Origin of the sequence: Rhodococcus sp. IEGM 1409, from assembly GCF_030056735.1 — a bacterium.
Classification (GTDB): Bacteria; Actinomycetota; Actinomycetes; order Mycobacteriales; family Mycobacteriaceae; genus Rhodococcus_F.
Genome location: NZ_JASHKN010000002.1, coordinates 120,356 through 140,128 on the forward strand (window position 1 = coordinate 120,356; position 19,773 = coordinate 140,128).

Annotated in this window: 16 protein-coding genes and 1 riboswitch; of the genes, 8 read left to right on the forward strand and 8 right to left on the reverse strand. The window is 61.7% G+C overall.

From position 1 onward, the window contains the following. Positions 1–13: 13 nt before the first annotated feature. A complete protein-coding gene (locus QM716_RS06515) occupies positions 14–934 on the reverse strand; it encodes a LysR family transcriptional regulator (RefSeq protein ID WP_283303289.1) in 921 nt (306 codons plus the stop codon). 81 nt (positions 935–1,015) lie between these two features. Here QM716_RS06515 and QM716_RS06520 point away from each other — a divergent pair, with 81 nt between their 5' ends. Both QM716_RS06520 and QM716_RS06525 read left to right on the forward strand, forming a co-directional pair. Then, a complete protein-coding gene (locus tag QM716_RS06520; protein WP_283303291.1) occupies positions 1,016–2,005 on the forward strand; it encodes a threonine ammonia-lyase in 990 nt (329 codons plus the stop codon). Between the two features lie 426 nt (positions 2,006–2,431). Further along, the gene (locus QM716_RS06525) at positions 2,432–3,784 is read left to right on the forward strand and encodes an N-acyl-D-amino-acid deacylase family protein (protein WP_283303293.1); all 1,353 of its coding nucleotides are present in this window, start codon (positions 2,432–2,434) and stop codon (positions 3,782–3,784) included. A 92-nt stretch (positions 3,785–3,876) separates the two neighbouring features. Here QM716_RS06525 and QM716_RS06530 read toward each other — a convergent pair whose 3' ends face one another. From QM716_RS06530 to QM716_RS06545, 4 genes are all read right to left on the reverse strand, one after another. Then, a complete protein-coding gene (locus QM716_RS06530) occupies positions 3,877–5,019 on the reverse strand; it encodes an MFS transporter (protein WP_283303295.1) in 1,143 nt (380 codons plus the stop codon). Between the two features lie 295 nt (positions 5,020–5,314). Next, the gene (locus tag QM716_RS06535) at positions 5,315–6,511 is read right to left on the reverse strand and encodes a serine hydrolase domain-containing protein (RefSeq protein WP_283303297.1); all 1,197 of its coding nucleotides are present in this window, start codon (positions 6,509–6,511) and stop codon (positions 5,315–5,317) included. 100 nt (positions 6,512–6,611) lie between these two features. Next, on the reverse strand, positions 6,612–7,796 hold the full coding sequence (locus tag QM716_RS06540) for a serine hydrolase domain-containing protein (RefSeq protein WP_283303299.1): 1,185 nt from the start codon (positions 7,794–7,796) through the stop codon (positions 6,612–6,614). Positions 7,797–8,025: 229 nt separating this feature from the next. Further along, a complete protein-coding gene (locus QM716_RS06545; protein ID WP_283303301.1) occupies positions 8,026–9,111 on the reverse strand; it encodes a serine hydrolase domain-containing protein in 1,086 nt (361 codons plus the stop codon). Between the two features lie 400 nt (positions 9,112–9,511). On the opposite strand from QM716_RS06545, the gene QM716_RS06550 reads away from it, so the two are divergent. Beyond that, on the forward strand, positions 9,512–10,582 hold the full coding sequence (locus QM716_RS06550; RefSeq protein WP_283303303.1) for a sensor histidine kinase: 1,071 nt from the start codon (positions 9,512–9,514) through the stop codon (positions 10,580–10,582). Further along, positions 10,579–11,307, forward strand: coding sequence for a response regulator transcription factor (locus tag QM716_RS06555; protein WP_283303305.1), 729 nt, complete (start codon positions 10,579–10,581; stop codon positions 11,305–11,307). The genes QM716_RS06550 and QM716_RS06555 overlap by 4 nt, the downstream gene beginning before the upstream one ends. Before the next feature lie 111 nt (positions 11,308–11,418). On the opposite strand, the gene QM716_RS06560 is transcribed toward QM716_RS06555, so the two are convergent. The 3 genes from QM716_RS06560 to QM716_RS06570 form a co-directional block, all read right to left on the reverse strand. Further along, entirely contained in the window at positions 11,419–13,413 is a 1,995-nt protein-coding gene (locus QM716_RS06560) for an SDR family oxidoreductase (RefSeq protein WP_283303307.1), read from the reverse strand. Between the two features lie 50 nt (positions 13,414–13,463). Continuing rightward, complete coding sequence (locus QM716_RS06565) at positions 13,464–13,586, reverse strand: hypothetical protein (protein ID WP_283303309.1); 123 nt, start codon at positions 13,584–13,586, stop codon at positions 13,464–13,466. 129 nt (positions 13,587–13,715) lie between these two features. Beyond that, positions 13,716–15,836 carry an MMPL family transporter gene (locus tag QM716_RS06570; RefSeq protein WP_283303311.1) on the reverse strand — a complete coding sequence of 707 codons (2,121 nt, stop codon included), beginning with the start codon at positions 15,834–15,836 and terminating at the stop codon, positions 13,716–13,718. 69 nt (positions 15,837–15,905) lie between these two features. Beyond that, positions 15,906–16,053: riboswitch (cobalamin riboswitch) on the forward strand. A 116-nt stretch (positions 16,054–16,169) separates the two neighbouring features. Here QM716_RS06570 and QM716_RS06575 point away from each other — a divergent pair. From QM716_RS06575 to QM716_RS06590, 4 genes are read left to right on the forward strand one after another with little or no spacing between them, the layout of a single operon-like run. Then, positions 16,170–17,165, forward strand: a complete 996-nt coding sequence (locus tag QM716_RS06575) for an ABC transporter substrate-binding protein (protein ID WP_283303962.1) — start codon at positions 16,170–16,172, stop codon at positions 17,163–17,165. After that, positions 17,162–18,202 (forward strand): FecCD family ABC transporter permease, encoded by a 1,041-nt coding sequence (locus tag QM716_RS06580; protein WP_283303313.1) that lies wholly within the window; start codon positions 17,162–17,164, stop codon positions 18,200–18,202. The genes QM716_RS06575 and QM716_RS06580 overlap by 4 nt, the downstream gene beginning before the upstream one ends. Continuing rightward, entirely contained in the window at positions 18,199–18,996 is a 798-nt protein-coding gene (locus QM716_RS06585) for an ABC transporter ATP-binding protein (protein ID WP_283303315.1), read from the forward strand. The genes QM716_RS06580 and QM716_RS06585 overlap by 4 nt, the downstream gene beginning before the upstream one ends. Then, a complete protein-coding gene (locus QM716_RS06590) occupies positions 18,993–19,763 on the forward strand; it encodes a (2Fe-2S)-binding protein (RefSeq protein ID WP_283303317.1) in 771 nt (256 codons plus the stop codon). Before QM716_RS06585 ends, QM716_RS06590 begins: the two co-directional genes overlap by 4 nt. Positions 19,764–19,773: the final 10 nt, after the last annotated feature.

Below are 19,773 nucleotides of genomic sequence, written 5' to 3' on the forward strand. Positions count from 1 at the left end.
CCGCCCAGGGTCGTCATCGACTGACGTGCCCATCCGGTTCGACGCGCTCACGCATGGATTCGGATATCGCTGTCAGAGTTCTGACGAACGCGTCGATGGCGGGAGCAAGTGGAGGTTTCCCGTAGGTCGCGACAGAGATAGTGCGTCGCTCGCCGGGAATGCGGTGAGCGCGGATATCCGGGTTCCGATGTGCCTGGAGAGCGAGGGCCGGAAGGGTGCTGACCCCGCTTCCTGAGGCGACCAGCGCTTGGGCGGCGACGTAGTCGTCGGTCTCGAACTCGATCCGCGGAATGAATCCAGCGCGATTGCAAGCGGTGAGGAGGTGGGCTCGGCAGCTAGGGCAACCGGCAATCCAGGTCTCACTGGAGTAGCCACTGAGCTCGCTGGCGGCACCTGGATCCCGCGCGGAGGTGATCAGGTACAACGGATCTTCCAGCAAAGTCGTCTGCGCGACATGCTTGAGCCCGACTTCAGGGGTGTCCTCGTGCGCGAAGACAACAGCTACGTCGACATCGTTGTTGCGAAGCATTGCAAGTGCTTTGGGTGGTTCTGCATCAACGAGGCTGATGGACACATCGGGGTAACGGGACGTGAACGCTGCCATCGCCTGCGGAATCAAACTCGCCAGGGCTGACGGGAATGCGGCCAGTCGTACCCGCCCGGCCCTCAGTCCTGCGTACGTCTGGACTTCGGCTACTGCTGCGTCGACGTGGCCGAGGATCTCGGTGGCTCGCCGAACCAGTACTGCGCCGGCGTCCGTCAGGCGCAGTCCGCGACCCGCTCGCTGGAACAGCGGAACTCCGACCTCCGATTCGAGATGTCGTAGGTGGTGGCTGATGGAGGGCTGTGCGTATCCCAGTGAATCGGCGGCGGCCGTCACCGATCCTTCCTGTGCGATAGCAACCAAGACCCTCAGGCGAATCAGATCGAGCATGTCTAAATCATAGAAGATTTCGATGCTTTCGGTAAAAACTTGTATTGGATCTATGAATCGGTGTTTGGCAGGGTGAATCACATGGCACCGGCATCTGATCTCACGGCTTCAAACCAGCTACATCCACCCGTACGGGCAGACATCGAGCGTGCCAGTCAGGTCGTCCGACGGCATCTACCGGTCACGCCCCTGATATCGCACCCGACCTTGGATGCGGGCTCGTGCAGCCAATTGTTCGTCAAACACGAGAACGTGCACCCCACGGGTGCGTTCAAGGTGCGCGGTGGACTGAATCTGGTGGCAGGACTGGATGAGGCGGCGCGGGCGCGGGGGATTGTCGGCTACTCGACCGGAAACCATGCTCAATCCTTGGCGTATGCATCAGCGCGTGCGGGCGTGCGGTGTGTGATCGTCATGCCGGTTGGGGCGAATCCAGTCAAGGCTCACGCTGTCCGCATGCTCGGAGCCGAGCTCATCGAGCACGGTGTGAATTTCGACGAGGCGCGTGCTCACGCTGAGTTCATCAGCGAACGTGACGGCCTGCGTCTCGTCAGCGCCGCCAATGAGCCGGCCATCCTTGCCGGTGTCGCTACTGCTTACGTCGAACTCGTCGAACAACAACCCGATCTGGACGCGGTGGTAGTCCCAGTCGGCGGCGGCAGCGGTGCCGCGGCGGCGTGTCTCGTCGCCAGTGCGCTCGCACCGCACCTAGAGGTGTTCGCAGTGCAGTCGGAGGCTGCGCGAGCCGCACATGACTCATGGAGTTCCGGCACGTGCGTCGAGCGCCCGAACACCACCCGTGTCGAAGGGCTTGCGACCGGTGCCGGGTTCGCACTGACTCAACGTGTTTTGCGTGAACGGCTCGGAGGCTTCCTGCTCGTCACGGACGACGACATCACGCTCGCGCAGCGGGCGTTGCTCTACGACGCTCACACTTTGAGTGAAGGCGCCGGTGCGGCCGCGCTTGCTGCGGTCTATGCGCATCCGAACACCTTCGCTGACAAGCGCGTTGCTGTTGTCTGCACGGGCGCCAATGCCTCCGAGAGCGAGATCCGCAGGGTCGTCGGCTAACCGATGGCATGATCGGAACCATGTGCCAGTTTGGTAGGGCGGCACCAATTTTGCATCGCGTATGTGTGTCTGGAACAAGATTTCGCTTCCACGATTGAGCAGAGTGAACAGGGTCGCATCTCGCGACAGCAAGGCCACCGTGGAGGAGACGTGATGCTGCCGACAATCGTCGTTCGGGACGGGACTGTGCTCGATGGTAGAGGGGGCCCGCCCAGGAAAGCGGATGTTGCGATCGCCGGTGACACGATCGTGCAAGTCGGAACGATCGGTTCTGTGCCGGGGGCGAGCGACATCGATGCTCGCGGTTGCATGGTGGCTCCCGGTTTTGTGAATGTGCTCAGTCATAGTTACCTCACGCTGCAGCAAGACCCAAGAGGATTGTCGGACTTGTATCAGGGGGTCACAACCCAAATCTTCGGTGAAGGCGTGTCTCTCGGACCGGTCACGGGTTCGATGACTCCGGCGATGCTCGGAATGGGTGCGATTCCACCTGGGGTGCAATCGCATTGGCCGAGGTTGCACGATTTTCTCGAATCCTTGGAGACGAACGGCGTCGGTTTCAACGTGGCGAGCTTCGTCGGCGCAGCGAATCTGCGCATGGTGGTTGCGGGTGTGGACAATCGTCTGTTGAGTGAACAAGAGCTGGCCGAAGCGTGTGCCCTGCTCGACGAGGAGCTTGAAAATGGAGCTCTCGGAGTGGGTTCGGCTCTGATCTATCCACCCGGAAGCTATGCGGATACCGGCGAGTTGCGAGCATTTTCCCAGGTGCTCGCCAGACACGATGCCGTCCATATCTGCCATCTCCGAAGCGAAGGGCAGAGGTTTCTCGAAAGCATCGAGGAACTGATCGACATCGCTCGAACGACAGGAGCGCGCGGGGAGATCTACCACCTCAAGGTTGCTGGTAAGTCACACTGGCACAAAATGTCCGAGGCCTTGCAATTGGTTGAGAAGGCTCGCGAGGACGGTGTGCGAATCACCGCGGACGTGTATCCGTACGAAGCAGGAAACACGCTGCTCAGTGCCGCGTTGCCACCGGAGTTTCGGTGTCGTGACACGACGGCCGGGCGCACGCAACTGAACTCGACCGGTGTCCGAGACCAGATCCGCGAGAGGATCCATCGTGAGGACGAGGACTGGGAGAATCTCTTCGCTGCGTCCGGAGGTGCCGATGGGGTGACGATCTTGTCCGAGGTACCGGCACTCGGGATCCGAGCGGGGGAAGCTCTGGGATCTATTGCTCGGAGGATGGGGCATCACGACCCGGTGGACACCATACTGGCTGTTCTCGACGCTCTCCCCACAGCCGAAGCTGCCTATTTCATTGCGTCGGAGGACAACACGCGAATTGCTTTCGAGCGTCCCTGGGTTTCGGTTGGTTCCGATGCCGATGCTCAGAGCATGGAGACTCTTTTCGCGGGGCAACCCGTCCACCCCCGTTCATTCGGAACTTTCGCCCGTATTCTGAGCCGCTACACCCGCGGCGTTGGCGGGCTATCAGTCGAGGAATGCGTTCGCCGAATGACCAGCCTTCCCGCTGAAAACTTCGGTTTGTCGAAGCGGGGCTACATTGCGCCAGGGGGATACGCCGATCTGGCGATCTTCGACCCCTCTCAGGTTGAGGATCTTGCGACATACGACAACCCAAGAGTGTATGCGACCGGAATGCGGCACGTTCTGGTGAATGGGCAACCGGCACTGTCGGACGGGGTGCCGACGGGGAAACTGGCAGGGCGTGCACTTCGGCGCTCGCGCAACGGGTTCGATGCAGTGAGATGACGAGCTAGCACCGGGGTCAGGTCCGGATCGGCGAAGTGGCCACTGCTGGGATCGGCCTTCAGCGGCCACTTCGCCGGACCACATGGCAGTCCTCAGAACTTCGCCGGGGTCTGCGGAACGATCATGGCCACCAACGCCGCCGCAGCCGTCGCTCCGACCAGGACTCCGAACGCGGCCATGTACGAGAACTGGTCCACCATCCATCCCATCACGAGAGGGGTGATGAAACCGGCAAGCTGTCCACAACCGTTGATCAAACCCATTCCGGAACCGAGGAATTCGGCGGGCAATGCCCGTAACGGGAGGGCGAAGATCGACATCGAGCACAGTCCGCTTACGCCCATCGCGAGGGTTTGATAGAAGGTGAACATCGCGACGGTATCGGTGGTAGTCATCAAGAACAGCAGAATGGCGGAGGTGGCCATGCACGGAACGAGCAGGATGCGCGCGCTGTCGTGGAAGTATTTGTCCACCAGACGTCCACCGACGACGATGGCCAATGCCGTGACGATGAACGGGATCGCGGCGAAGATTCCCGTATCGATCAGCGAGAGCCCCTTTTCGTTGAGGAGGTAGCTCGGCACCCAGGTCAACAGCCCGTATCCGGCCATGTTGGCCAGGCAGAACAGAAGTGCGAACTTCCAGACCGAAACGGACTTGAACACCGCGGCGCGTGAATGTTCACTGGCTAGCGGTTGCAGTGCAGCCTCCGGATCTTCCGTGATCTTTGTGTCCAACGGCGCCGGGAGCACCAACCAGACGACTGTGCCGATCACGGCGCCGACTATGGCCACCAGCCAAAATGCGTCCCGCCAACCGACGGCCATGAGAACTGGGGCGATGATCAGTGGTGCGATGCCGGGGCCCAGGTTGTTTGCACCGATCATGAAGCCCATGGCCGTGGCGCGGGTTTTCGGGCGGGTTCGCTCAGCCAGAGCTTTGAACGACGCTGCTGGGAAGAGACCCTGGCTGAGCCCGAACATCGCACGCATGACCATCAGTGAGACGAGTCCCCAGGCGAATCCTGTCAGTGCGGTGAACACCGACCACAGGATCAAGGCGACGATCAACAGTGGCCGGGGTCCGAATCGGTCGGCCAGCATGCCGCCGGGGACCTGCCCGAGCATGTAAAAGATGGCGAAGATCGACACGACTCCGCCCAATTGCGTATTACTGAGGGAGAATTCGTCTCCGATCATCGGCAGTGCAAGCCCGATCATCACGCGATCGATCATGTCGATCATCCAGATCGTACTGAGCAGCCCAACAGTCATAGTCGTTGTTCGACGAATTGACTTGTTGTCCAATATGTTTTGTATCGACTTGCCGCCGCTATGCGAGGGTTCCTCAACTGTGGCGCGTTCCGACTTCATCATGCCTCCTGAATTGCGTTGTGCCGCATGGACTGATGAAGTGTGGCAGCGGACACGTTGGCCGCATTGGTCCGTTCGGCCAATAACCGACCGAATGTTTCGTCGGTCAGTACAGCGTCACTCGGGTGAGATTCCGGGTGACGCTGTCACCAGAGCTTTAGCTGCACAAAGCTTTGTCCACGGTGTCTACGACTTGTTGCGTGGCGGACGCAGTCGAGGGAAGAGCAGTCACCGCAAGGTTCACGGCGCGCCCGTTGTCGGTGATGCCGCCGCGGGTCTCGTAACCGACTATGTCGCCGCCATGGCCCCAGTAGACCCCGCCGCACGAGAGAGTCCTGCTGGTGAGCCCGAGGCCGTACTCGAGTCCGGTGGGTCCGCCGACGTGGACGGTGGTACGCATCTGATCGAGTTGGGCTGCGGGGAGCAGTCGTCCGTCGAGGAGCGCGTAGAGGAACTGGTTGAGGTCCGAGGTGGTGGAGATCAGCTGCCCTGCGGCCCATCCCCACGACGGGTCCATCTCTGTGACGTCACTCAGTGGGCTGTCTGGTGCGGTGCGGTGGTAGCCCTTGGGATGGGGTCCCCGGATGGTCATGTCGCCCGGCGGCGGGAAGTAGGTGTCGCGCAGGCCGATCGGCGCGAAGATACGTCGATTTATTTCCTCGGCGAGGGGGCGGCCGGTAACCTTCTGTACGAGTAGGCCGGCCAGAATGTAGTTGGTGTTGCTGTACCCCCAACTCGCTCCGGGCGGTGCGTCGGCGGGGTGCTGGAAGGCGATGTCGAGCAAATCGTGGGGGTCGGCGTATCGGTATCTGATCTCTTCGTCATTGACGTGTATACCGTACTCGGGGAGTCCGCTGGTGTGTTGGAGGAGTTGGCGGATGGTGATGTTGTGCCCGTCGATCCCTTCTCCGCGGACGAGTCCGGGTAGGTAGGTCTCGATGGGGGTGTCGAGTTCGATCTTTCCTTCGGCGACCAGTTGCAGGACCACTACTGCGGTGAAGGTTTTGGTGTTGCTGCCGATTCGTATCTGGCCGTTGTGGGGTACCTCTGATCCGGTGATCAGGTCACCGACTCCTGCGGTGTAGTTGCGGGAGTTGCCGTTTCGGTCCTGGACGCTTGCGAGAGCGGCGGGTAGTCCGTCCTCGCTCACCAATGCGTCGAGGGAGCGTTGAACCGCGTCAGGCTCGGTGGAGGAAGAACCGACGGTATCGGGACTGAGGGCGGATGACGGCGAGCAGGACGCCAGCGTCATGGCACCGAGGGCCATCGCGGTAACGACCGAGAAGGTCCGGTGCCGTTTGCGGTCCTGCCGACGATCTGAGGAAGCGAAGCCCTTTCGAATATTGTTACGCATCAGTAGAACTCCTGAGGATTGGTAGGGGTCGGGACATCGTTCGATCGGGAAGAATCGTTGTTCGATGTTGCGCGCGAAGTCGTGCACGAATATGTTTCCTTCACTCCTCGCACATCGCTGCGTCGACAACTCGCTGTGCTGCTACGAAGGCGTCCTCGCTCATCGGGATGTGATTGAGGGTGAGAGTCACAGCGCGTCCTGTGGTATCGACTCCGCCCGAGGTGCCGAAGCCGGGGATTCCGCCGCCGTGACCCCAGATCTCCTTCCCACAGGAGCTGTTCACGCGGACTAGTCCGAGTCCGTAGCTGTCCTGCGGGCTCCTGTCGAACTGAACGGTGTGTTTCATCTCGGCGAGCCTGTCATTCGAGACGAGGTCGCCGCGTAGCAAAGCCGTGAAGAAAGTGTTGAGGTCGGCGCCGGTTGCGACCATCGCGCCTGCGGTGTCGGCCCACGACACGTCGCCATCGGTGACATCGACCTGAATACCGCCGATCGGGTGATAGCCCTGTGCATGAGAACCGCGGATCTGTGTCTCGCGGGAGGCGGGAAAATACGTGTCCGTCAGTCCGAGCGGATCGATTATGCGGGTGGTGATCTCCTGCGCGGCAGGGCGTCCTGTGACCTTCTCGATGAGCATCCCGAGCAGAATGTAGTTCGTGTTCGAATAGACAGCCTTGTCTTTGGCGGCCGGGCCGGGTGGAAGGGACATCGCGATATCGACCAGTTCAGTGGGGGAGAAGTGCTCCGATGGTTGTGCGCTTGTCCCCACCAGCAGCTGGCCGGGCTTGATGTCTGCCGGCCGTGCTCCGCCGGCGGCGAGGTAGTCCGTCAGTCCACTGGTGTGCTGCAAGAGATCTCGAATGGTGACTCGGTTGCCGTCGTTCCCGTTGCCTACGACGGTTCCGGGCAGGTAGTGCTCGATGCTCATGTCGAGGTCGAGCAGTCCGTCGTCGACGAGTTGCATGACGACGGTCGCGACGAAGGCCTTTGTGTTGCTGCCGATTCGGACCCGCGCATCATCGGGGATAGGCTCGCCGGTGGCGATGTTTCCCATTCCCGCACGAAGGACGCGCGTGCCCCGTGACGGGTCGGAGATCACGAGTTGTGCGCCGGGGATCCCCTGCTCGATGACGCCGTCGAGCGCCTGTTGCACGGCAGCGTCGCTTTGCCGAGTGGAATCAGTGGAATCAGTGGCGTCACCACATCCGCTCACGCCCAAGATGAGGGCTGCAGCGGTGACTGCCGGAAACACGGTGAGCAGGGAGCGACGTCGAAGGGTGGTCATTGGTTGTGGTCTCCTGTTCGTCGGATCTCATGGTGAGTTCCACATGCAGAGAACAGTATTGACGTGCGTACGCGTCCTCCATGGTGCGAAGTGCAGTCTCTCGGTGGTGCGTGCCGGAGCGTACGAGGTGTAGCTGGCTGCACCTCGGAGTCCGGCCTCTCGTGGCAGACACTGTCGAATTGACGAGCTATTCCGGAGTAGGCGGCTTTTGGTGGGTGACAGGAAGGACTCAGCGACAAAGGGCGATATCCACCGCATGTTCGAGTTTTCTCCGGGTGCCATCGTCGGCGACTTGCATGGTGACCGCGATGTTCGCTTCACGTCCGTCGTCGGTAGCGCCCCCGCGTGTCTCGTAGCCAGGGAAACTGCCGCCGTGGCTCCAGGACAGGCCGCCGCACGGTAGCGGACGGCTGACCAGTCCAAGTCCGTAGCGAGCCTCGGGCCCGAAGGTTTCCTCCGCGGGGACGGTGGTGCGCATCTGGTCGAGTTGGGCTGCGGGGAGAAGTCGTCCGTCGAGGAGTGCGTGGAGGAACTGGTTGAGGTCCGAGGTGGTGGAGATCAATTGCCCCGCGGCCCATCCCCACGAGGGGTCTATCTCTGTGACGTCGACCGGAGGCGCGTCCGATGACTCCCGGTAGTAGCCGCGGGGGTGGAGTTCCGAGATCTTCTCGTCGTATGGTTCAGGAAAGTAGGTGTGCTGAAGTTTGATTGGCGAGATGATTCGCCGGTCCATCTCCTCGGTGAGGGGCTTTTCGGTGATCTTCTGTATGAGTAGGCCGGCGAGTATGTAATTGGTGTTGCTGTACTTCCAACTCGTTCCTGGGGCGAAGTCGGCGGGATGTTCGAGCGCGATGTCGAGAAGTTCGCGTGGGTCGTAGTATCGGACTTCGTCTTCCAGGTAGTTGCTGTAGTTGGGGAGTCCGCTGGTGTGTTGAAGGAGTTGGCGGATGGTGATGTTGTGGCCGTCGATCCCTTCTCCGCGGACGAGTCCGGGTAGGTAGGTCTCGAAGGGGGTGTCGAGTTCGATCTTTCCTTCGGCGACCAGTTGCAGGACCACTACTGCGGTGAAGGTTTTGGTGTTGCTGCCGATTCGTATCTGGCCGTTGTGGGGTACCTCTGATCCGGTGGTCAGGTCACCGACTCCTGCGGTGTAGTTGTGGGAGTTGCCGTTTCGGTCTTGGGTGCTTGCGAGAGCGCCGGGTAGTCCGTCCTCGCTCACCAGTGCGTCGAGGGAGCGTTGAACCGTATCGTGTCCCGCAGCGGCGGTATCGGCGGTCGACGAGCACGCACCGAGGGTGACGATGCTGAGAGTCATTGCGACGGAACAGAGGGCGCGGTGCCGTTTCCGGCTTCGTTCTTGAGGTGAGGGAGGTTGGCCCTGTCGACTGTGGCGACGCATCAGTAGAACTCCTTGGAGAGGTTGATCGGTCTGGACACGATCCTGTCTGCAGGAGGATTGGTCGCGCATCGCTCCGACGCGGGAAAACTATCTCCCTCGATTGGGGGAGGCCATCGCCGAGCGGCCCGGTCATACTTGTCGAATCATGATCACAGGATTACGACCGCTGATGCGGGGCTCTACATACTCTGCTGTGCTTTTCGCCTTTGGTGGTGTGTTGGCAAGCCTGCCACTTCTAGTGGTTGCGATGTTGCCTGCTCTCGCGTGGCAATCCACACCCGAGTTCGTTCGGGTGTTTTCAGTCCTGCTCATATGGGTGACTCTGGTAGGAGCACTCGGCCTGGCGCATCCTGTGCGACGCGCGCTCATCGTGTCCGCCCGCCGACTGCTGCAGGTGTCGCTGCCGAGCCCAGCGCTCGGACACCGTACTCCCAACCTCTCGGACATTGATCGTTGGCGTGCCCCGCTCTGGATTGTCCTGCATGTCATGGTGGGCTGGATGGCGGCGCTCGCGACCATCGTCCTTTTCATCATGGGGATTTCGCTCCCGGGGAACTGGCTCGGCGGCACGGCGCGAATCAGTCTGTTCGATACGTCGGTAGACGTGACGGGTGGATGGACCTGGGTCGTGGCGGCCGGTTGCATCCTGCTTGCGGTAGGAATTTGTGTCCTGGTGGCAACACTGCTGCGATGGCTGGCGCCACGACTGTTGGGGCCGTCCACGGCTGAACGGCTCGCGCTGGCGGAAGAACGTGAACTGCAACTGGCCGAACGTAATCGGGTCGCTCACGAGTTGCACGACTCGATCGGGCACACGCTCACCGCCGCCACGATCCAGGCGGCGGTGGCGGGCGAGGTGCTCGCCTCCGATCCTGCCGCCGCTAGGGCCGCCATGCGTAGCATCGAGGAGTCGACACGGGCAGCGCTCGAGGACCTGGACTACGTACTGGGCGTACTTCGCGAGGAGAGGCCTGGGGCTGTACCTTCTCGGACGCTGTCGGACTTGCCCGAGTTAATTGACCGGTTACGGCATGCGGGGGCGGTTGTGGAGGTGAACCTGTCGGGTGACCTTTCACAGATCCAGGGGACACTCTCTCGCGCGGCGTACCGGATCCTGCAAGAGGGGACGACCAATGCTCTGCGGCACGGGGGCAGCGGGCCGATCGACATCACGGTGGCAGTCGCGTTGGAGAGTGTCGAGCTCAGAGTGGTCAACAGCATCGGGGCGGGGACCGAGGGAAACGCAGACGTAGTTCGAAGATCAGGGCGCGGCTTGGCAGGTCTGGCCGAGCGTGTACGACTCTTGAACGGCGAGTTCAAGGCTGGACCGGACGGAGCCCAGTGCTGGCGGTTGAGTGTTCAGTTGCCGGTACGGTCGGCACGATGACTGAAGCCAATTGGAGCGAGGACGCGTCCAACCCTGCAAGCATGCCAGTCACACTGCTGATTGCGGATGACGACGACGTTACCCGCAGCGGCCTGCGTATGCTGCTCGCGGCTCAGCCCGGGATTGTGGTCGTAGGCGAGGCCTCCGACGGTATCGAAGCAGTCGAGCTTTCGCGGCAACTTCGTCCGGATGTGGTGCTGATGGACGTGCGGATGCCGCTGCGCAACGGTATAGAGGCAACTCGGCACCTCCAGGTCGAGTGCACCGAACCGCCGAAAGTCTTGGTAATCACCACTTTCGAAAACGATGGCTACGTCACGGCCGCACTCAGTGCGGGCGCGAGTGGCTTCGTGCTGAAGCGGCTCCCAGTCCCGCAGATCGCAGCGGCAGTACGTGTGGTGGCGGCGGGCGAAGTGATCCTGTTCCCTGCCGCGCTACGCCGGATGGTTACGCCCCGCCCATTGGTTTCCGCTGAGGCGTTCCCGAATGCAGCGCTGACAGCAAAGGAGGAAGAGGTATTGCGGTTGATGGCCACCGGGCTGTCCAACTCGGATGTTGCTCAGGTTCTGGTGGTGAGCCTGGAGACGGTGAAGACGCACGTTGGAAATGTGCTGGCAAAGCTCGGTGCTCAGAATCGGACGCACGCTGTCGTCATCGCCTACGAGTCTGGTCTGGTGGTCCCGGGATCAGGCACCGATACGCAACCCTGTGCAACTGGTGGTTGATTGCTTTCGTCAGCGTGGCCCCGGTGAGGATTCGCCGACTGAACCCACAGATCCGTTCCTCTTGTCCGTTCCTCTTGCCAATGCGCTCCGGGGGCGAAGTCACACCACCTGTCACCAGTGTGTCCCGGGCACGAGTCGGGCAGCACGTCGGCCGAGTTTGCGGATGCGCGAGCGCGAATGGTGCTGTCGCGCCGGTGTTGCCGGATCGTCTGCCGGAGTTTCCTTGTCTACCTGCCCCTTTGCCGCCGGAGAATCGGGGAAGGCCTGGTACATCTGGTTGAGAATCCGGTCCTTGGTGTGCGGTGCGAACAGAGTTCCCAGATCGCCCAAAGTCCCTAGTGGCACGTCGATGCGCTTGGGGCGGTCGATCAGTGCGCGGATCACCATTGCCGCAGCTTTTTCCGGGCTGGTGATCGGGCTGTTGTTGTATTCGCCGGTCGGAGCGATCATCGGCGTTTCGACCAGCGGCATGTGGATGGTCGTGAAAGTGATTCCGTCCGCCAGGGTTTCGGAGGCGGCTACGTCCGAGAAACCGTCCAGGGCAGCTTTGCTCGCCACGTAGGCCGAGAATCGGGGCGTCGCCGCCTGAACTCCCGCGCTGCTGATGTTCACGATGTGGCCGAATCGGCGAGAACGCATGGTCGGCAACAACGCGAGCACCAATCGCACAGCGCCGAAGTAGTTCACGGCCATCGTTCGTTCGTAGTCGTGGAAACGATCCGTGGAGTGGTAAATGCCGCGCCGGATGGATCGGCCGGCGTTGTTTACCAACATGTCCACGTGATCATGTTCTGTCAGAACGCTTTTGATCGTGTGCTGGACGGACTCGTCGTCGGTGATGTCGCAGGGATAACCGAACGCCTTGCCCCCGGCTGATCGAATCTCCTGTACCGCGGCGTCGAGTTCGTCGGCCCGCCGGGCGATCAGGAGAACGGTGGCGCCTTTCTGGGCGGCGGCGATGGCAGAGGCCTTGCCGATTCCGGACGAGCCACCGGTGATCAGAACTATCCGACCGACAAGTGGTCCTTCGGGATGGTTGCGGCGTGCGCGATTGGGATCGAGGCTTGCGCGCCAGTACTTCCACAGCACAGTCGAGTACGACCCGAACTCGGGGACCGTCAGTCCTGATCCGGCGAGGGCGGCAACGGTTCTCGCGGAGGTGAATGTCGGCGCCATCGTCATGTTGTCGAGTAATGCTGCAGGCATGCCGATGCGATCGAGGAAGACCTTTCGTGCCGATTCTGCCGAATCGATCGGCAACGGCGAGACGAAGGGTTTGGCGATCACGCCCGGCAGGCTGAGCGCGGGCCGCGGCGCTCCGGCGGCCTTGGCGAGTCCGGCATAAATTTCGCGTACCGGTTGAGGTTTCGGATTCACTAGATGAAATGCTTCACCGTCATGGCCGGGCACGTGCATCAATTCGACGAGGGCGGCGGCCACGTAATCGACCGGCACCACGTTGGTCGCGCCGAGGTTGGGGATCGGGACGGGGAGTGCTGCGGGTAGTTTCGCGAGCAGTGCCAGCCCGGGGAACAAGTAATACGGACCGTCGATCTTGTCCATCTCTCCGGTGACGGAGTTACCGACCACGGCCGACGGGCGATAGACACGCCAGGTGAGGCCTTCTCGTTCTCGAACGATTTTCTCCGCCTCGAATTTGGTTCGGTGGTACGGAGTGGGAAAGCCTTGACCGCAATCGAAATCGGTTTCGCTGAAGGTTCCCGGGTAGTCGCCCGCAACTGCGACTGATGACACGTGATGAAGGGTGGCTCCCAGCTGTGCGGCAAGTTCGACCACGGAGCGTGTGCCCTCGACATTCGTCGAAGCCTGCTCGTCTCCGGCGGTGATGTCGTAGATCGCGCCGAGGTGAAGGACGTGGTCGGCAAGCGGGGGAGAGTCGATGCCCAGCCCAGGCTCGGTCAGATCTCCAATGAGCGGATGCACGCGATCGCTGCCGGGAATTGCCGACACCTGTTCTTCGAGTTTGGCGACGGAACCGGCTCTGACCAGCACGTGGATCTGAGCAGTTTCATCACGCTCTAGCAGGAGTGGCAGTGCAGCTCGTCCGAGAAATCCGGTACCGCCAGTGACGATGTATGTGGCCATAGTCGGTAACTTACTCCAAAGTAAGATTGGCGGCTAGAGGGAAACGAACATCAGTGCGTCATGACACCGTCCTCGGCGTCGAAGTCGATGCCCGCGGTGATGATTCCGGAGAACAAGAACGCGACGGCAAGCGCAAGAGCGGGGATTGCAAGGATCCATTCGAAAATTGTCATGCTCCAAGTCTGACGAAATCAGCTTCGGAGAACATCGCCCTGCGGAGCGATTCTGACGATCGGGCAGTCATCCTCGAGGACGACTGCCCGGTCAGGGAAATCCACTAGTGCGCGATCAGTGGCCCGAGATCAGTGGCCGATGCCGACCTTCGCGTGAACCTTTTTCATCCACGCGGGAGCCCACCAGTTTGCTTCGCCCATCAACTTCACGAGTGAGGGTACGAGCAACATGCGGATGATGGTCGCGTCGACGATCAGTGCGACGATCATGCCGACGCCCAGGAACTTCATCACCGACAGCCCGGACATCGCGAAGGCTCCGGTCACCACGATCAGGAGTAAGGCGGCAGCCGTCACGATGCGGCCGGTGCGCTCGGTTCCGAACTTGACCGCTTCCTCTGTCGTCGCACCCGCGTTCTTGGCCTCGACCATCCGTGACATCAGGAAAACCTCGTAGTCCGTGGACAATCCGAAGACGACCGCGAGGATGAGCACGACAAACGTCGCCTCCAGAGGAGTTTGACTGACCCCGAGGAGCTCGACGCCGTGTCCATCCTGGAAGACGAAGGTCAGGACGCCGAAGGTGGTCGCGAGGCTCAGGGCTGCCATCAGCACCGCCTTGATGGGCAGGACCACCGACCCGAACGCAAGGAACAACAGGATCAAGGTCGATCCGACCATGATGAGCACCATCACCGGTAGCCAGTGCAGGACGGCGTTGTTGCCGTCGTCGACCATGGCTTGGCCGCCGCCCACAAGCAATTCCGTCCCGTCGGGAGCAGAGATCGCGCGCAGATCCGTGACTGCGGCGCTCTGCGATTGGGGCGTGGAACCCTCGCTGTACAGAGCCTGAACCGCGATGAGTTGATTGGTGCTCGCTACGACGGTTGCCTGACCGATGCCCTCGACCTGACCGGCGGACTCGGCGATCGCTGCACCTTCGGCCGGGGTGAGAGTGTTGCCATCCTCGGCCTGCAAAATCATCGTCGCACCGTTTCCGGTCTGTGGGAAGTCGCTGACCAACGTGTCCATCGCGACGCGAGCGGGGTCGTTGTCCGGCAGAGCGGTGTACGAGAGCTCTCCGAGACGGGCACCGAGCAAAGGCGAGGCCATCACGAGCAGCACGGCGACGATCGTCACCGAAACCGCCACCGGACGCTTCATCACCCACGTGACGACGCGGCCCCAGAACTTGCGCGAGCGTTCCTCGCCGCGTTGTGCCGCGTCCTTGCGCCACGTCAGGGCGTTGATGCGGTGACCCAGGATGGCAAGCAGCGCAGGCACAGCGGTCAGCGACAGGACGGCCGCGCTCAGTACCGCAGCGATCGCGCCGAAGCCCAGAGACCGGATGACGGCCTGGGGGAAAACGAGCATGCCGCTGAACGCACAGATCAGCAGTAGACCCGAGAACATGACGGTACGACCTGCCGTCAGAACCGTTCGCTGGGCAGCAGCTCCCGGATCCGAGCCCGAATTCAGTTCTTCTCGGAACCGACCGACCACGAACAGCCCGTAGTCGATCGCCAGTCCCAACCCGAGAAGTGAAGCGACGTTGATCGAGAACGAGGACACATCGGTGATCAGTGTGAGGATTCGGAGAACCGCCAATGCACTCAGGACACTGAGTACACCCACGAACACCGGAACCGCGGCGGCGACGATGCCTCCGAAGATGAAGACCAGCAGCACCAGAGTGATCGGAATGGCGATGGCCTCGGCGACAACCAGGTCTTTCTCGAGCTTGGTGTTGAAAGCGACGCCGACGACGGTGTTACCCGCGAATTGTGCCTCGGCGCCTTCGACTTCGAGCTTCGGCAAGAGATCGGCGAAAGTGGCCGGCGTGACTCCCGAGTCCGGTGCCAACGTGATCGCAACGGCGCCCATAGACCCGTCGTTCGAGAGCAGGCTCGCCTTGGCTGCCGCGTCCGTTCCCCAATACGACTTCACCGACGCCGTCGGCACTTCCGTTTTGAACTGGTCGACGGCGGCCGTCACTGCCGGCCCGATGTCGTCCAGAGTGTTACCGCCTGTGGGCGAATAGATCGCGATGATGTCCGGGGTCTGTGGGCCGAGATTGTCTTCGATGATGTCGGCGACCTTCGCGGAGTCGCTGCCCGGATCGATGAATCCGCCCTGGCTGAGCTTGCCGAACACTCCGAGTCCCCACACCCCACTGATGAGAACTATCAGAACCGAGAGGCTCAGTACCCACCATTTCCGGGCGACGACGGTTTGGGCCCAGCGTGTCATGTATCAACTCCGGTGTGTGGGGGCGTCTGGCCAGATCGACTGTAGTGGGCGTTTGGTCTTGAATCGGAAACGTCATGCATACTGCTCGAAGCACTTGCAAGCCACGCGTGTGGGGGAAGCCGGTCCGAATCCGGCGCTGACCCGCAACGGTAGGTCGATTCTCGGTAGTCGCCGAGCGTCGGCAAGCCCGATTACCCACCGCGCGGTGTGCGACATCCATTCGTCGTGGTCTACGAAAAGGAAGTCCAGCAGGAGCTCTGGCCGAGGATCAGCGTGCGGGCGGAGTTGTCTGTCGGATTCTCATTCGTGGCTCAGAGCCCTTACGAGGTCCCCGTGTCACTTCAGTTCTCCCCGTCCCGCGCCGCCGCCGTTCTCATAGCGGTCGCCTTGGTTTCGGCAGGTTGTTCCAAAGGTCAGGAATCAGAGTCCGCGTCTGCTGCGGAATCCTTCGCACAGTCGGTGTCCGTGACCAACTGCGATCGCGAGATGACCTTCGATTCGCCGCCGCAGCGCATCGTGTCTTTGAACGGACACGTCACCGAAGCCCTCATCGAGATCGGCGCGGGTGATCGGATTGTCGGTCGGGCATACAGCGACAACCCGCCAACTGCGGAGACCGCCGATCAGTTCAACAAGATTCCCAGCCTGTCCGACACCTTCCCCAGCATGGAGCAGGTCCTCGACGTCGATCCGGACTTCGTGGTCGGAGGAATGACCAGTGCCTTCAACGAGAAGCAAGGGCGTTCACGAGACGCCTTCGGCGAGCGCGGAATCAACACCTTCCTGTTCTCCGAATACTGTGGCACCGGTTTCCCCGACATCGGATTGCTCGAGAACGACTACACACAACTCGGTCGACTCCTGGGCGTCGAAGATTCGGCCCGCGAGGTTGCCGAGGAGATCAGCAGTGGTCTCGATTCCGTCCGCGCTTCGGTCGGGGACGCAGCGCCGGTGCCGACCTTCTTCTACGACAGCGGTGACCAGGTTCCGACGACAATCGGCGGAGTCGGCGTCGGTCAATTGGTCGCGGAATACTCCGGTGTCTCGAACATCTTCGCCGAAGGGACAAAGCCCTACATCGACGCATCGTGGGAAGCTGTTGCCGAGCGTGCACCCCAGGCGATCGTGGTCATCGACTACGGCGACAAGACAGCCGAGCAGAAGATCGACTTCCTCCGTGCCCAGCCGTTGATGGCGACCACCCCTGCTGTGCAGCAGAACCGGTTCGTCGTGGTTCCTCTCGCGGACCTGTTCGAGAGTTCGCGGTTGGTGCGTTCGGCACAGACCATCGCGACGGCCTTCCATCCGGGCGCTGACGCGGCGAAGTGACTCGCACGCGTTACGGGTACAGTGCCCTGCTCGTCGGCTTGTCCGTCGCCTTGGCGATCGTACTGGGGTTGGCAGTCTCTTTGGGATCGGTTCGCATTCCCGTCGGTGATGTCTGGGCGATAGTCGGAGCCCGTTTGGCGCCAGGGACTTTCGAGACGTGGTGGACCGCGGCGAGGGAGTCGATCGTGATCGATTCTCGCCTACCGCGTGCTCTCACGGCTGCGGTGGTGGGTGCGTCCTTGGCGATGTCGGGGGCTGTGGCTCAGGCTGTCACACGAAATCCTCTTGCCGACCCGTATCTGCTCGGAGTTTCGTCGGGTGCGGGATTCATGGTGGTGCTTGTGTCGGTGCTGGGTTTCGGTGCCGGCCTCCTCGGGGTTTTCACGATTCCGGTCGCAGCATTCGTCGGGGCGATGATCCCGTTGTTCCTCGCGCTGCTGATCGGCGGCCGGTATCCGCAGCCGACCGCGATCATTTTGGTGGGTGTCGCGCTCGCCCAGATATTCTCGGCGCTCATCACCTTTTGCATCCTGGTGTTGGCCGATGATCGGCACGTGACGTCGGTGATGCACTGGATTGCCGGCGGATTCGGAGATGCGCGATGGTCGACGCTGATCTTCCCGACGATGGCGCTGGTCGTCGTCGGTGCCGCGCTTCTGTTCAGTTCGCAATGGATGGACGTCTTGCAGACCGGTGACGACGGGGCTGCTGCGCTCGGTATGAACGTCAGAAGGTTCCGTGTGTTGTCCTTGCTTGCGGTCTCCGTACTGGCCGGCGCGGCAGTCAGCGTTGCCGGTGGAATCGGATTCATCGGTCTGCTGATCCCACATCTGGCCGGCTTCATCGTCGGCACCAGAGCAATTCGACTTCTCCCTGCCGCAGCTCTGCTGGGCGCTGTCGCCATGGTTGCCGCAGATACCGCTGCGCGGTCAGTAGCGCAATCCACTGAAGTCCCGGTCGGGGTGATCACTGCCCTCGTCGGTGCGCCGATCTTCGTCTGGATGCTCTATCGGCAGTATCGGAGGCTCGAACAGTGACACTCACGAAGGGCACCGAAGCTGCGCCTCTGCTCGAGCTCGTCGAGACCCGGGCGAGGCTCGGCAACCGCGAAGTCTTGCGCGGCATTACTTTTGCGGTCTCCCCCGGAGAAGTGTTGGGCTTGGTCGGGCCGAACGGCAGTGGCAAGACGACGGCACTGCGCTGCTGTTACAACGCTTTGACGCCAACAAGTGGCGCAGTTCTGATCGATCAGACCGACTCGACGACGCTCTCGCGCAAGGACATCGCCAAAACCATCTCGGCGAGCGTCCAGGAACCTACTGTCTCGGCCGGTCTTTCGGTTCGTGAGTCGATCGCACTCGGACGAACTCCGCACCGCAGCTGGTTGGACCGAAGCACGGAGCGCGATACCGCCATCGTGGATCGGTGCATCGAACAGGTCGGTTTGGTCGAGCTTGCCGGACGAGACGTGTCGACCCTGTCGGGTGGTGAGCGGCAACGTGTCTCGATAGCTCGCGCGTTGGCTCAGGAGCCCAAGGTTCTGCTGTTGGACGAGCCGACCAATCATCTCGATCTTCGACACCAGCTGATCGTGATGGAACTGCTGGCCGAGCTTGCTTCGGCGGGGATCGCGGTTGTGGTCACGATGCACGATCTACGGTTGGCAGTCGAGTACTGCGACAACCTTGCCGTGCTCACCGATGGTGAACTCCGCGCGTGTGGGTCTACCGTCGAGGTGTTGGACGAGCCGTTGTTGGCCGAGGTTTTCGGTATCAGGGCGCGAGTCGAACGCGGAGTACGCCCGCGGATGGAGATATTGGGGCTGGCATGACGGAATCGATAGCCGGGATCTACGCCCGTATGGCAGCAGCTGTGCCGTTCTTCGACGACCTGACCGCATATCCGGATACGGTGCCCGCGGTGTTGATGACCGACCCCCAGTGGTTGGCAGCTCGCGTCGCCGACACGGCCAGGCGATGGGGGAGTGCGGACGTTCGAGTGAACGGCACGTTGTGGTGGTACTCGGCCAGTTCCACGTTGACTGGCATTCCGATCGGAACCGGAATGGTTACCGGGTTCGCGGCCGATCCGTCGCTGGATGGTGGACGGATCTTCCTGCGTGACAACGGTTATCTGGGCGGGTTTGCTGCCGGTTCGGTCATCCCGATCTCGCAGAGTGTGGCGGAGTTGGGTCGCGCGATGTTCGCCTCGCTCGGTCCCGTGATCGAGGTACTCGCCGACGTGTCCGGCGTTCGGCAGCAGGCGCTGTGGGCGATCACGACGGACTCCATCGCCAATCGCAGCCTTGACGCAGCCGGTAGCGCGCGGGAGCGCGGAAGTGCATTTGCTGCCGGTCTGATCGATGTTCTCCGCGGTGAGAACCCGGGCATTCCCGCACCGCGTTTCGTCGATGTCGACCGCAACGAAAGTGTTGTACGCGTTGGTAATCCATTGATGACGGTGGCATCCGGGCGGCGCAGATTCACGCAGCGGGCGTCGTGCTGCCTGATCTACGAGGTGCCCGGTGAAGGCAAGTGCACCAGTTGTCCGAAGCGCGCACCCGAAGATCGGGTGCGCGCCTTGGCCGCTCTGGTGTGACTGGACCCAG